This is a genomic window from Petrocella sp. (assembly GCF_059865615.1).
On sequence record NZ_JCBCDA010000113.1, the window covers coordinates 36548 to 52006 of the forward strand.

11 protein-coding genes are annotated in these 15459 nt (G+C 35.1%); 2 read left to right on the forward strand and 9 right to left on the reverse strand.

Going from position 1 to position 15459, the window contains the following annotated elements; genetic code table 11:
- Positions 1-24 precede the first annotated feature (24 nt).
- The 6 genes from AC6F8J_RS12995 to AC6F8J_RS13020 all read right to left on the reverse strand — a co-directional run bounded on the left by AC6F8J_RS12995 (position 25) and on the right by AC6F8J_RS13020 (position 9086).
- Entirely contained in the window at positions 25-3036 is a 3012-nt protein-coding gene (locus AC6F8J_RS12995; RefSeq protein WP_500723863.1) for a two-component regulator propeller domain-containing protein, read from the reverse strand.
- A gap of 268 nt (positions 3037-3304) precedes the next feature.
- Positions 3305-4153, reverse strand: coding sequence for a putative beta-lysine N-acetyltransferase (ablB, locus tag AC6F8J_RS13000; protein ID WP_500723865.1), 849 nt, complete (start codon positions 4151-4153; stop codon positions 3305-3307).
- Positions 4154-4383: 230 nt separating this feature from the next.
- Positions 4384-5016 (reverse strand): TrkA C-terminal domain-containing protein, encoded by a 633-nt coding sequence (locus tag AC6F8J_RS13005; protein ID WP_500723866.1) that lies wholly within the window; start codon positions 5014-5016, stop codon positions 4384-4386.
- Between the two features lie 134 nt (positions 5017-5150).
- Positions 5151-7190: an EAL domain-containing protein gene (locus AC6F8J_RS13010; RefSeq protein ID WP_500723868.1), complete on the reverse strand. Its 2040-nt coding sequence runs from the start codon at positions 7188-7190 to the stop codon at positions 5151-5153.
- Positions 7191-7329: 139 nt separating this feature from the next.
- The gene (locus AC6F8J_RS13015) at positions 7330-8571 is read right to left on the reverse strand and encodes a molybdopterin-binding protein (protein WP_500723870.1); all 1242 of its coding nucleotides are present in this window, start codon (positions 8569-8571) and stop codon (positions 7330-7332) included.
- A gap of 17 nt (positions 8572-8588) precedes the next feature.
- On the reverse strand, positions 8589-9086 hold the full coding sequence (locus AC6F8J_RS13020) for a molybdenum cofactor synthesis domain-containing protein (protein ID WP_500723872.1): 498 nt from the start codon (positions 9084-9086) through the stop codon (positions 8589-8591).
- 321 nt (positions 9087-9407) lie between these two features.
- On the opposite strand from AC6F8J_RS13020, the gene AC6F8J_RS13025 reads away from it, so the two are divergent.
- Positions 9408-10244 carry a helix-turn-helix domain-containing protein gene (locus AC6F8J_RS13025; protein WP_500723874.1) on the forward strand — a complete coding sequence of 279 codons (837 nt, stop codon included), beginning with the start codon at positions 9408-9410 and terminating at the stop codon, positions 10242-10244.
- Positions 10245-10330: 86 nt separating this feature from the next.
- On the opposite strand, the gene lepB is transcribed toward AC6F8J_RS13025, so the two are convergent.
- Together lepB and queA are read right to left on the reverse strand one after the other, a co-directional pair.
- Positions 10331-10924, reverse strand: a complete 594-nt coding sequence (gene lepB / locus AC6F8J_RS13030; RefSeq protein WP_500723876.1) for a signal peptidase I — start codon at positions 10922-10924, stop codon at positions 10331-10333.
- 13 nt (positions 10925-10937) lie between these two features.
- Positions 10938-11963: a tRNA preQ1(34) S-adenosylmethionine ribosyltransferase-isomerase QueA gene (queA, locus tag AC6F8J_RS13035; protein ID WP_500723877.1), complete on the reverse strand. Its 1026-nt coding sequence runs from the start codon at positions 11961-11963 to the stop codon at positions 10938-10940.
- 354 nt (positions 11964-12317) lie between these two features.
- Here queA and AC6F8J_RS13040 point away from each other — a divergent pair, with 354 nt between their 5' ends.
- Complete coding sequence (locus tag AC6F8J_RS13040; RefSeq protein ID WP_500723879.1) at positions 12318-13568, forward strand: AraC family transcriptional regulator; 1251 nt, start codon at positions 12318-12320, stop codon at positions 13566-13568.
- A gap of 258 nt (positions 13569-13826) precedes the next feature.
- On the opposite strand, the gene AC6F8J_RS13045 is transcribed toward AC6F8J_RS13040, so the two are convergent.
- Positions 13827-15458, reverse strand: a complete 1632-nt coding sequence (locus AC6F8J_RS13045) for a SpoIID/LytB domain-containing protein (RefSeq protein WP_500723881.1) — start codon at positions 15456-15458, stop codon at positions 13827-13829.
- Position 15459: the final 1 nt, after the last annotated feature.

Below are 15459 nucleotides of genomic sequence, written 5' to 3' on the forward strand. Positions count from 1 at the left end.
GTGGAAGGGTTTTCATGGGATCTTCTATACCCCTTCGCTGACATATATTTGATTTTTTCCAAGTTCTTTCGCCTTATACAAAGCCTGGTCCGCCAATGCAATCAGCTGCTCTTTATTAAGATCTTCACTTGGTACCAAACTTATTAAACCAATACTAATGGTTGTCCTAGGTTGTTCCTTCTCAGAATCAGCTTGGATTGGAATTTGACTAATTTCTTGCTGTATGATTTCACATAAAGCATAGGCACTCTTAGGATTGTTATCATATAGAATAATAATAAACTCATCTCCCCCATAGCGAACCGCTTTGTCTGTGCTTCGACTTAATAGTCTATGAACAGTATCTGCAACATCTACCAAGTAGTAGTCGCCTGCAATATGTCCATATCGATCATTAATATCCTTAAAGTTATCTATATCAAACATAATTAATGTCAGGTTGGTCTTTGAACGTTTTGCCAACTTTAAGAACTCATCTAATTTAAAATCCAGATACCTTCTATTGTAAAAATCTGTTAAGGCATCTTTAATCGATAGCGTTTCCAGTTCAACATTTGCAATCTCAAGCTTTTCATTGATTTTTGCTAGCTTAGAGTTTCTTCGCTTTAGTTCACTTGCCTCAATAATCTTAAAAATCCCATAAGCCAATAAAATTAACAACATAACATAAATAAAGTAGGCTATTGGTGTATTATACCAAGGTTTTTCAATAGTAAAATAGACACTTACCGGCTCTGATTTATTATAACGAATACCTTCTGCCACTACCATTAGCTGATAGTCACCAGAAGGTAAATTGGAATAAGATGCATAATCTCTCGTACCAGCATAAATCCAATCCTGATCAAAGCCAACCAACTTATATGAAAACATAATCTTATCCGGTGAATCATAGTCAAGCGCAACAAACTTAAACCCTAAAAAATTCTCTTCAGGGGCAAACTTCAACCGTGATTCGTTGTAATATGGGCGCTTTTCTTCAATGGGTTCTTGGAACAACTCAACTTCCGTAATATATAACCTTGGTGGGTTCATTTTGAATTCCGTGTATTCTTTGGGAATCACTGTAATACCGTGCACACCACCAAACATCATGCTACCATCTCTGTTTTTCAAATGTCCTTTGGAGAATTCCATACCCCCAATACCATCATCTGTTGTTAGTTTTCGAATCTCTCCTGTTATAGGATTCAAAATGGATATACCATCATAAGTAGCAATCCACAACAAGTTGTCATTACCTTCTAGCATACTAATAACCGCGTTACTTGAAAGTCCATCTTCATCTGTAAAACTAACAAAATTATGATTGAATTCATCATAGTAAGCAACACCACCATCTAGCATACCAAACCATACACGCCCAGTGGAATCTTCAAATATATCTGAGATTGAATTATTCGCCAACTGATTTTCTTCTCTTTGTCCTTTTTTAAAGACTTCAAATGACTTTGATGCTTTTTCAAGAAGATTAAGGCCATTATTAGTGCCGACCCATAGGCGACCTTTACGGTCGTGGTGGATCGTATATACAAGATTATCTGACAGGGTTTTATAATCATCATTAATAGAGCTATATTGTATGGTTTCATTGGTGTTCATATTGTAATAAAACAAACCATTGGTATAGGTTCCAATCCATAACTCATGTTCACTGACCTGTTCAATGTCATATATTCTCAAATTATTGGGTAAGATATTCCAAGGTATAAATGTATCCGTACTTGGATTATAAAATACCAGTCCTTTAGCCGTTCCTACTAGAATCCTTCCGTCTTCTAACAACTCCATGGCCATAACTTGGTTATCAATCAAGGATCCTACTTGGTTCTCCTTATACTTGTACTTGGTAATGGTCTCTGTCCTAGAGTTATACTTATTCAAACCATTATTATAAATTGCAAACCAGTAGTTGTCTTCTGCATCTTGAAATATAAAGTTAATCTTACCAATATCCATAGAATCGGGATTTTGAGGGTCATGTGAGAACTTCACATAGTCTCTTTTTCTTGGGTTCAACTTAGATATCCCACCACCGTTCGTACCAATCCACAATATACCTGAATCATCTTGAAGCATGGAGTATACTATCGGATGTACCAAAGCATGGTCATTTTCCCCATTGACAAAATGATGGGTCCTATTGTTTTTTTCAGTGGCAAATAGGCCACCACCCCAAGTGCCGACCCATAGTGTTCCATCATTTGTTTTTTCCATGCTATATACTCGGTTGTCTGAATAACTAAATGTACTCAATAGATTAAAGTCCAAATCCAAATTAACAACGCCACCATCCCAAAGTCCTAATGTTAATACATTTTCTTCAAAAGCCTTGATGACCATTACATTTGGTGATGGTAGTTCAGTCTCAATGGGAATCACTAGATCACCATCAGGGTCCATCATCAATAGACCATCATAAGTGCCAATCAACAAGCGTTCCCTCGAATCTATAAATAAAGCCCTTACAGTCTCTTTTGGAATATCATATTGCTTAACTGAACCATCTCTTGGATCCAATCGATTTAATCCGTTCATGGTTCCAAGCCATATATAACCTTCTGAATCTTTCTCTATAGCAATTATAATAGGATTAGATAGATTATCGTCTTTTACTGTATAATTCACGAAACGATTTTCATGTATTATATAATGTGATACACCCTGATAGGTTCCAACCCATAGTTCATGTAGTTCCATGTCATAGTAAATGGTCTGAACCAGATTGTGTGCAAGTCCGTCCTCTCTAAAAGGTACGGTTTTATAAACCATAATCTCTCTACCATCAAAGCGGTTTAATCCACTTTGGGTTCCAAACCATAAAAACCCATATTTATCTTGAACCATTGATGACACTGATAAATTAGATAAACCGGATTCTCTACCCATTCTTTCAAAAAGTATACCTACATCGTCACGTATAATAGGGGCTTCCAACATCTTTGCTTGACTATCATAAGCCATGATAGATACGACTAAAACAAAAAAAAGTACTGATATAATTTCTCTATGCCAAACTTTATACAAAGTTGTCATAAAACAACCTCCATATTTTTATAGAATCTTCTTTTTTATTATCACACATTCCTTGTTATTATACAACTCATGGTAATAACCCAACTTTTCATTTATCACTAAAGGTGGGTTATTCAATTGTTGGTTAAGGTGTCAAAACTATATAGTTGAACTTTTGCGTACAATATATAGTTATGAATGCATCAACGTAATCTATATATTGTATGTAAATTTAGTGAAACTTAGTTTTGACCTTTAACCATCTTTGGCATTGTTTTGTTTTTATAAGCTATACTTCAAAGCTTTTATACCAAATATTCATAGACTCTATGCCTCCAGATATTTGATTATTATTCCATAGTGTTCCACAATACTTATACCCACTTTTCCCAAAAATCTTATTCATGCTTGCCGAGCCAGCACGGGTCATAGTATATGCTGTTTTAATACCTGCTGCCTTCATAACCGTTTCCATTTTTTTCATCATATGCATACTATAATTATATCCACGATACTTAGGTAAGATTGCAAAGTCTGTCACCTCCACGTTTTCCTCATGAAAATTAACACTACAGGCACTAACACCAACAAGTTCATCATTATATACTAGACCAAAATATAATGTCTCTTGCCCCATATTCTCTTCAATGTAAGAAGGGTCCGCAACTGGGTATGGATGGGTCTTAAATATCTGATTATAAATGTCTGCAATCTTTTTTGCATCACGTAAGTCCAATAATTTTATTTCATAATTCTCTTTTAAAGGCATAAGCTTTTTTTTGTTGTCCTTCTTCTTTTTTGCCTCCCGTATAATTGATAAAAGCTCTTCTTTGTTCTTCACATTTTTTCTATTCGGATCGGTATATTTCGCCATAAAAAAACATGCTTTTTTCCCATTATAAAATCCGGGTATTTTTGCCTCTTGATCGAAACCATGTCTGATAAATTTGATTTTCGCTGCTTTTGGGGTTTTTGCAATAATTTTACCATACTCATGGTCTTCAATCAATAAATCCAATTTATTAATAAGATAGGGGTCCAAGGCATGTTTATAGTCATCTACAAAAATCCTATCATTGTGTTGTCCATATTGAACTTTACTCCTACCCATTACAACTATTTTTTCTTGTTCTTTCACAATTTTATCTCCTTTGTTTTCTTTTCACTTTTTTCAAATGATTGGTAACTAAGCATACCACAATTTGTTCTTACTTTTTAAGTGAATAATATTGACAAAAGCACCATAACCCAAAAGAGTTAGAGTGCCTTTACATCGCTCTCGCTCATATTATCAACCGCTTTTATCAACAGTTTAGGTCATACCATCGTCCAATCAAGCCCCAGTTCTAATTCTTATTTTCATACACCTTATTTTTGCTTATAATGTCTAATATATTCCCCAAGTCTAACACTTATGGCTGCTTCTCCAACATAAAGTAGCTTATCATCTTTATAAATCTTTTCATTGCTTGACGGTGATAATAAAATATTTCCATCTCTTTTTATGCCAACAATCGTAGCACCTGTATTTGTCCAAAAATCAAGTTCTTGTATGCTTTTTCCAATGACTTCTGAAGCCATATTAATGCTATATTCATGAACAGTTATATGCTCACTATGATTAAATCGACTTGTATAATCTATGATTGCATTCATTGTTTCATTCATTTTGTCTTCTATCACTTCTCGTTTTTGCATTAATTCTATTAATTCATCTTTTAATTCATTAACTGAAGAACGAATTCTATATCTCTCAATAAACTCTAAGGCCCTGTCAACAGACGCTACATATATGCCATTTCCATGTTTTACCTCAACGATATCCATATCCGATAAAAGTCGCATCGCCTTTCTAATGGTTTCAGGCGATACATTGTATTCTCCCGCCAGTGTGGATCTTCCACTGATTTTTGCTTGTTTTTTTATATCTTCACGACTGATTCGAGCAGCTACGTCCACAGCTACTTGCATATAAATCGGTGTAGAGTTTCTTTTTGCCATGGTTCACCTTCCTTACAACTTAATAATCATCTTCGCAAAAAGAGACAACTTTATTGTTTAATAAGATTGTCTCTATTTTTGTATCATTATACCTCAGGTATTTTGTTTTGTCAAATCCTATGCTGGTTTCACAGTCACGCTCTCATTGCTATTTGTTTTTCCAACTCCGGATAGGGCATGGGCTTTGCAAAATGATACCCTTGTCCAAACTGACAACCCATGTCATGGAGTAAAACGCCTTGTGCTTCATGTTCAATACCTTCTGCCACTGTTACAATACCCAATGCTTCTGTCAAACTTAATAATTGTTTCACAATAATATAGCCTTTGTCTTTATCCAGTATATCATCAATATATGATTTATCTATTTTCAACACATCAAAAGGAAACATACTCAAGTAATTTAGAGAGGAGTACCTCGTACCAAAATCATCTAAGGACACAGAAAACCCAATTGTTTTTAGTTGTGACATGACTTCTTTGGCCTTCGTCATGTTTTTTATAATTGAATGCTCTGTTATTTCAAAAGAAATTCGTTTCGTATTAATCTTATAGAGATCGACCATTTCTACAAGATATGGTATAAATTTTGATGAGTTAAAGGTTTGAGTTGATATGTTGATAGAAAGATTAAGATTACTAAAAATCTCATGTTCCGCAGATATACGCAAAAAAGCTTTTTCAATGACCCATCGATCAATTCTTAGTATTTGCCCTGTTTGTTCTGCAAACTCAATGAGCTTACCAATGTTCATATCTTTATGAGTGGTACCCTGCCACCTGAGTAATACCTCACAGGCATTAAAAGTTCTTTCTTTTAAATTGAATATAGGTTGATAATATAACTCAAACGCATTTTCTAACAAGGCAATGTTGATTTTCTTTTCAAGGCCTGCACGAAAAAAAACTTCCTCTAATAGTTCTTGACTGTAGAATTCATAACGGCCTCTACCATTGGCTTTTGCCTTATACAAGGCAATATCAAGTTGTTTTAATACTTCTGATACGTTTTTTTGACTCATAAGGCTGGTTACAACACCAACACTTAATGTCATCTGGTATTCTACTTCCACAAGTTCCCATTTACGATTGGATAAATTCAAAATATACTCCAGCATTTTTTGAATCTTTTCTTCATCTACAGTTTCTTGAATAATCAAAAAACCATCGCCTTGCCACCTGTAAGCATGGGATAACTCCAAAAAATTAAGTGTTTTGGATAACGCGACTAAGAACAGGTCACCGTAATCATGGCCGTGTATATCATTTAAGTCTTTAAAAAAATCAATATTTATATAATACACAGTATATGGCTTTTTCTCTTCTATGAGCGTTTCAATTTTTGCATCAAAAACCACACGATTATCTAGCCCTGTAACAAAGTCTTTTGTGGCCATCTCAATCAATTTTTGTTGTTGTTTATGTTCATCTGTCACATCGATGCCAAAGGATACAATTAGGGGCTCTTCATTTTTAGCTTCCATTAAGACATCGTTCCAAATCATATCCTTTACACTTCCGTCTTTTGCTCGCATTCGTGTCTCATAATTAATTAGTTGCTTCTTTTTATAAAGTAGGTTTATAAATGTTGATAGGTCAAAGTCCTCTTTGCTTGTTCTTGTATATTCAATCCAATTTTCTCCAACAAAGCTCTCATCATAACCTAACACTTCATAATAATGTTTGTTTAAATCTACAACTACTCCAGTGGTTCTCCAGATCATAATAGCCGCATTACTATTGTTATATAATAAGTCGAAATATTTTTTTTGTTTCTGAAGCTCTAGATTCATTTTATCCAGGCTTCTAACTTTTTCTACCAACTCATCATCAATGGCTATAAGTTCTTCTGAAGTAGCCAACAATTCTTCATTCTTATCTTGTATTTTTTGGTTTAATTGAAATATTCTATTATTATTAAGGGACGCAAAATAATAAAACAATATGCTGGTCATTGCTACATAGAACCATCCTTTATAAAGCTGCATCTCTTGATAAACCCGATGGTCTTGAACCAAGATACCAAGGATGCCGTCTGAAAAAAGAATCCATAACACACCAATAATTGTATAAACAAGGGTAATCCTCCAAGGGTTATACTCTTTTTTGGATATATGAGTGATTTCCTGATGATTCAGCAATTTTTTATGTACATGATCCAGTTTTTTTTCCAATTGTACACCTCTTAAATTTTGTCATCTATTGCTTGTTTTATAGAGCATTTTAGTTTAAAGCATTTAGTCTGCCTAAAGTTATTTCCATTATCTACATTCATACGAATATAATAAGATTAAGTTACCATTTCTTTTCATCTTACAAAGTTAAGTCTTTTAGGAGATAAACATCTACAAGGGTTCCTTTTTCAAAACTTCCTTTTTCAAGAGGTATTTTAATATAACCACTGGCTTTTGATAGTAAAGTCATCATGCCGGATTTTCCATTAAGCGGAAGGGCCTTCCATACGGTGTTTTCTCTGCTTAATCGAACCATTTGGTATGTTTCTCTACTTGGTGCAGCGTAAACATTATCGGTAAGTACCGCCTGAATCCGAATCACCTCTTGATGGTTCTTTTGAATGGTCAAAAAGTATTTCTTAACAAACAGACTAAATGTGACCAATGCTGATGCTGGATGACCTGGAAGTCCAACTACAAGTTTACCATCTATTTGTCCAAAAATCGTTGGTCTACCGGGTTTTATGGCTATACCATGTGCCCAAATACGACTGTACTCAAAAGATTCTATAACCTGTCTTGTATAATCCTTAGTTCCTACAGAACTACCACCGGATATTAATACTATGTCACTTATCTGCATACATTCTTTAAGAGCTTTTCTGATCAGTTCAAAATTATCTTTTACTATCAAGCGTTCTTCAACTTCACCACCTAATTGCCTAATCAATCCACCTAGAGCATAACTGTTAACTTCTCTTATTTGCCCTAATGACTGTTTTTCATGAAGATCAATAATTTCATCGCCTGTAGAAATAATAGAAAAAACTGGCTTAGTATAAACTTCTATTTGTTCAACACCCATTGAAGCAAAAAGCCCTAAGTCATATGCAGTTATTCTCTTTCCTGCTTTAATATAGGTTTCATCTTTGGATAAATCGTCACCGGTATAACTAATGTTCTCACCTTTTTGTATAGATTTATTGACAAGTATGGTTTCACTGTCAAGCTTTCTGGTATATTCGACCATGACCATGCCTTCGGCTTTTTCTGGTATCATACCACCTGTAGGTACATAAACAGTCTGGCCTTTTGTTAACACCTCAGTTACAACTTCACCCATCACGACTTCACAAACCAACTTAAGTAGTCTTGGTTCATCTTCAGTCGCAGTCATGAGATCTGCTATTCTAACTGCATAACCATCAACCGTTGAGCGATTAAATTGTGGTAAATCAACTATGGCCTTGTAATCTATAGCAACAATACGATCAATGGCATCTACAAGTGCTACCATTTCAGTTTTCATTTCATAGTTATTTGCTAACTCTTTTATAATTTGAACCGCTTCGTTCACAGATATCGCATTAAAAAAATCCATAGCCATCTCTTTTCTTTTTATTTTGGGTTTTCACCACATTCGAATGTATCACCTACAAGAATTTGCAAACCATGATGCAAGGGTTCTAAGATAAAAGTTAAGGATTCTTTGACAGCTTTGGGGCTTCCCGGTAGGTTAACAATGAGTGTGTTGCCGCGAATACCTGAAACACCTCTTGAAAGCATGGCTTTTGGTGTTATATTCAAGCTGTTATGGCGAATAGCCTCTGCAATACCCGGTGCTTCTTTCTCAATAATATTCATCGTAGCTTCCGGCGTCACATCCCGTTGACTGAATCCGGTCCCACCTGTCGTTAAGATTAAATTGATTTTTAACTCATCCGCCATAAAAACCATCTCATTGGATAACCCGATTGCATCATCCGGCAACATAATGTATTTCAGCACCTTATAACCTGCTTCAGTCATGATTTCTTCTATCAACTTACCACTAAGATCTATACGTTCACCTTTGGCGCCTTTGTCGCTTGCTGTTATAATCCCCACTGAATACATACGATTCCTCCCAGTCTAAGACATAATTACAAGATCAAAACTAAGTTTCACTAATTTCACATATATAGTATATGAACGTTCAACTATATCGTTTTTGATGCCTTTACCACACATAATGATTCAATATTATCTACTACTCATTATTTTACGCTAGACACAATCATATTACAAGACATATGCGTGTTTTATTCCTATAATACTCATATTTAAACAAAGCCACACCTAAAGGCATGACATTGTTTAAAATATAAGTTTTCGCTTTATTCTTAACATATGATAAGCTATACTTAAAGTAATTGTTTATGAATGGAGGCTGTATCTATGCAAACCACCTATTTCCCTTTACAAGACATGACATCCAGTTCATTACCTATTTATTTATCCAGTTTAGGGTATGACTATATAGAAGGACACATGCATAGACCTGATGGTTTTGGACGTTATCAATGGGTGCATACCACTAATGGTGAAGGTGAGCTTTCTTTAAATGGAAGATCATACAGCCTGCCAGTTGGACATGGAATGTTCTTATATCCGAATGTTCCTCATACTTATTACCCTAAATCAGCGCAGTGGACCACAGAGTGGTTAAGCTTTGACGGCAAAGATATTGCACAGCTCATAGACGCCATTGGTTTTCATTCAAGTGGTGTTTATCAATTGGAACACCTTGATCAGTTTAAAATGCTTTTAAGAGAAGGCTATCGATTGGCTACTTCTACTAATCAATATAGCTCACTAGATTTGTCATCATTTCTATATAGTTTCCTTATTGAGTTGATAAAAAATATAAAACCCTTACATAAGACTTCTAGATCAAATCAGTATGACAAGTTACAACCTATTCTACTATATCTTGAAGTTTATTATTCACAACCTATTGTACTTGAAACTTTAGCAGACCTGATTCATGTAAGCCCTCAATACCTTTGTACTTTATTCAAAAAAGTCTTTAATACAAGACCATCTGTCTATCTAAACCACCTTAGGATTAATAAAGCTAAAGAAATGATGCTAACTCAGCCTCACAAAAGCATTGCCCAAATTGCAAAAGAAGTCGGAATAGAAAGCCCTAGCTATTTCAGTGCCTTGTTTAAAAAGCATGAAAAAAGGACACCCAATGATTTCATATCCTTACATAGGCCGCAATATGATTAATTCTTTTACCTCTGTATCAACGTTTTTTTAATATCGGAAGCAAAAAGAAAAAGCAAGCCACAAAAAAACACCTACCTGTCTCTGAATTATATGCTGCCTATCTTCTTTAATGGTGCGATTCTAAATAAAGCTTTCCCTTCGATTTGTCGTGCTGAAACCAAACCAAAATGACGACTGTCTCGGCTAACATCTCTGTTGTCTCCCAATAGGAAATAATAGCCTTCGGATAGAGTAAGTGGATACTGAATGATGCTTGGAAAGGTTAAGTCCTCAGTATAGTTTTCGTCTAATAGGGTGCCATTAACGAAGACATACCCATCCTTTATGTCAATACTATCTCCCGGAATACCAATGACACGCTTAACCAAACGCATCCGCTTTGAATTGCCGGTGAATTTTGCAATCATATCTTCGTAAAGCACGTTAATCTTCTTAAAAAAGTTGTCTGTGACATACTCATTTTCAACAAATACGACAATATCTCCTTGCTTTGGTGCTTCAAAAATCATGCTAATTTTTTCGATGACTAGAACATCGTTTTCCATCAGAGTGGTTTCCATTGAGCTTTGCTTAACCGTAGAAAATGTAAAGACCAATGTATTTAGTAACGTGGTAATCACCAAAACAAAAAACAGGAGCTTTAAGTAATCAATAATCTCTATTACAATTTTGTTTTTCATATGCTTTTCCTTCCTACTTAATCAGCATTGCATCCCCAAAGCTAAAAAATCTATAAGAAGATTTTATGGCCGCTTCATATGCTTCAAGAATAAAGTCTCGTCCTGCCAAAGCACTTACAAGCATGATTAGAGTCGACTCCGGTAAATGAAAGTTCGTTATTAATGCGTCAACAATTTTAAATGAATAACCGGGGTAAATAAATATATCTGTCCAACCACTGCTTTTTCTAATAATTCCGTCCTCATTAGCCACCGATTCTAAGGTTCTGGAACTTGTTGTACCTACTGCAATGATTCTACCGCCCTTTTTCTTAGCCAAATTAATTTTTTCTGCTTCTTCCTCTTCAATAAAGTAATATTCCGAATGCATGTCATGTTCCAGTACATTCTCAACCTTTACCGGTCTAAATGTCCCCAGCCCCACATGCAAGGTAATATAAGCTATTGCTATACCCTTTTCTTCAATTTTCTTCATCAAATCATAGGTAAAATGTAACCCTGCAGTAGGTGCCGCTGCTGAACCACTATGCTTAGAATAGACGGTTTGATATCTTTCTTTATCCTCTAACTGTTTTGTGATATATGGGGGAAGTGGCATTTGACCAAGTTGATCTAGGACTTCCTCGAAAATGCCTTCGTATGACATAGATACCAATCTATTGCCACCATCCATAATCTCCAGCACTTCTGCTTGAATCATACCGTTTCCAAACTCTATAAGATCACCTACTTTTGCCTTTTTCCCTGGCTTCACCATAACTTCCCACTGATTCTGCTTTTTTCTACTTAAAAGTAAAAATTCCACTTTACCATGGGTGTCAGGTTTTTCTCCTATCAGTCTCGCCGGCATGACCCTTGTATTGTTAAGTACTAAGCAATCTCCTGAATAAAGTTCATCTAATAGGTCTGTAAATTTTTTATGTTCTATAGAATGATGTTTTCGGTCCAGTACCATGAGTTTTGAACCTGACCGATCTTCTAAAGGTTCTTGTGCAATTAATTCTTGTGGTAATTTAAAAGAAAAGTTACTTAACTTCATCGTATACTCCTTAATTTTAATACATCATTTTTACACTGCCTCTCATTATATAAAAAAAGACTTAAGGCGTCAACTGAATTAGATTTTAAGAGGATTTATTTAAGAAAACTAAGTTATATAAATTTTTAATGTAGAAATAATAAGAATACCCTTACATTATTTCTAAGTTTGTAGTAAAATATCAATATATACTTATTACTCAACTTCCCACCTGTAGAATCTCATTAGGCAAAGTTGAGTTGTTTGTGGCCGTGGTATTATTATTACCGTTCACCTCTACTACATGCAATAAAATTTAATCAAGGATAGCATTTCATTTATTTTAGATTTTCATAGAAACGGAGTTGATCATGAATGTATCAATTGTCCCATCTCGTTAAACAGAAAATATTAGATCTACCGCTCATCGAATCTCTCGCAAAGACACTGTATTATGGTACAGGACTGTCGTTAACGGTTATAGATCAAAGCCACAATAAGATTTTCTCTCATGGCCCAAATGCCCATGTGGATGATTTTCTGGAAGATATCTTTCACCCTTTTGTTGGGTTTGTGAAGGATACCATTAAAAATCATGGTAACGGTGTCTACACTTATGATTCTGATTATGCTTTATCATATCTTGTCACTGTTGTCGCAGATTCATCTAGCTATTATGGTTCAATATTACTCGGTCCATTCCTGAATAAAGAGGTTAACGAACACTTAATAAACGAAGTCATGCACGAACAGAACTTTTCCATGTCTAAACGCGAACAGCTCAAAGATCTTTTCAATCTAATACCTATTCTCAGCTCTTCGCGAAACTATTACATTCAGCAGTTAGTAGCCGCTATTGTTACCAACCCACACGTGGTTGATTTATACCCTGAGGCACATCTTACCGAGCTAACAGAAGAGATGGCCGATACTTTTGATCACACTATTGAAATTGAAAAAAGTGATCACAATCATGCTCTTGAGGTTCTTTTTCTAACTAAAGTTCAAATCGGTGACATTGAAAAAGTTATTGATTTATACAATGAGCATATCAAGGCTCAATACTTTAGTCAAACTTCACCAAATCATCTTAGAAATTCAAAGAACAAGGCTATTGCGTTTTCGACTTTACTTTCAAGAACTATTATAACCGGTGGGGTTGAAGCTGAAAAATCCTTATCTTTAGCTGAATACTATGCTCAAAAAATAGAACATTCTCATAATTTTGAAGAACTCATCGATATCATCGAACGAATGATTATCAAATATACCAACAGTGTCTTACAATTATCTAATATAAACCATGTTAGTGTCATCAAAAATGCTTCAAAATTTGTCCACCTACATCTTTCAGAACCTATACGACTCAATGATGTAGCTAATTATGTCAATCTCTCACCTAATTATTTTTCATCCTTATTTAAGAGAGAAATGAACCTTTCCTTTGCTGACTACGTTAATCAGACTCGTGTCAAAGAGAGTCAGTATTTACTTGAAACGACCAACTACTCTATTTTAGATATTGCCATTTCAGTCGGCTACAACAATCAGAATTATTTTACAACCATTTTCAGAAAATTCACAGGTATAACACCTAAGCAGTATAGAATGAGAAGTGCGAAGTAATCGTAAAAATAATACTTAAAAAAAGAAGTACAAAAGACTGACTCAGATTAAATTTCTATTTGAGTCAGATTTTTTTGTATTATAGTAGGTCCCATGAAAACCTTTCCACAGTCTGTATGATTACGGCCTACTGTTTGCTTCAGCGCGTCATATAGTAATTTACGCATATTCTAACCGAATGAGTCGAAGAAAAGCTGTGTGTTACATCTACGATTATAGCCTAGAACCAAAGTCAAAGCGTTATTTTGCAAAACACCTTTATTTCACTTTAGCACCTTTATAGTAATATTCCAATATATCCTTATAAGTGTAACCTGCCAGTGCCATCCCTTTTGCCCCGGACTGACTCATACCGACACCATGTCCATAACCAACACCAGCTAAGATAAATTTACCGGTTTCCCCCGAAATCATAGGTTGATTAATGATATTATCTGCACTCATAACAATAACTTGTTCCTTCTTACCAAGAATTTTTTCGGATTTTCCACTACTATTCATAACATAAGCATTATTGTAGTCCACTACGCCAATGTAATCCTTCCTAGAAATAACCGAGTGTTTTAGAAAAGGTACATCCATTGGCTTTATTAAGGTGAATTTACGACTATCCATGCCCAACCACTGGCGCATGGTTTCTTTTTTCAGAATATATGTACCTCCACTACCTATCACTTTTAATTCAAGGACCCTTCCTGCATTAGTATAACCCATCGTCTCAAGATCTAGGACTGTACCTATTGTTATATCTCTTTTAATCAAGGCACTTTCTATTTCTGCAGGTGTATACATCTTAATCCAAGGTGGTCTAGCTGGTTCTGTTTCATAAAGATCCGGCATACTTTTTAAATATGGTACAGCTGCTGACCATACATGCTCACTGGCTTCTGTACGTCCGCCGCTTGTCGAAAAAAAGTAAGCAGGTATGACAGTTCCATCATAATAAATCATTTTTCCTCTTGTGCCATCCACTGCGACCGTTACCCTTTTATCTTCAACACCATAGCCTTTATATACTTGTGAATTCACTGTATCATCTAAAGCATAAGGTTCATTGGGGAATTTTTTTGCAACCGTAACATAATAGATTGCAAAGGTACGTGCTGCAACTGCTTGTGCCTTAATGCTTTCTATCGGCCATGATGCATAGATTTCCGAAGCGACAACACTATAGAGGTAGTCTTCAATATCAACGATATTGACTGCCAGTAGTCTATCTTTACCATAACGGCCAATCTCTATCTTGCCTCGGTAAGTCCCTTTACCAAGATTAAGAACAGATGTATCACTTATCTTATCCTTGGTGCCTATAACCACCTTATCCAAACTGTTATCAAAAACTATTCCTTCAACCTGGTCATAAGTCATGATTATCCGTTCATTATTATGAGGTGCCTCTAAGAAGTTAGTATCATATACTGTATTTATTTGATCCAGTGTCATTTGAACGTCTACTGTTTCAACATAAACTTTCCATGTATTGATATCCAATAAAGAGGGATAAGCGGTAAATCCATCTGCCTTTAGTTGATCTGACTTAGCCTTAGCATCCTCGTAATCCTTATAATTCTCATCTGACATTAGATAGGTCGCTATTGAAGGCCTATAAGTAAACATCTGGCCTGGTGAAATAATCGTGGTTTCCGGCATCCAAGTGCCTTTTTTATAGAATCCAGGTACTATCGATTTATTAAATACTTGTATATTGTCCTGGTCTTTAAACTGAGTCACCAAACCAACCCTTAAAGTGTCAAAATCTGCGTCTTTTTCATTTGCACTTATTTCTATAATACTCATAAAAATCATCAAAAAAGAAATCATAATGATAATATGGCTTTTTTCCTTGAGTATTGTTAATTTTTCTTTAACCAAATACTTTTTTCTAATCATA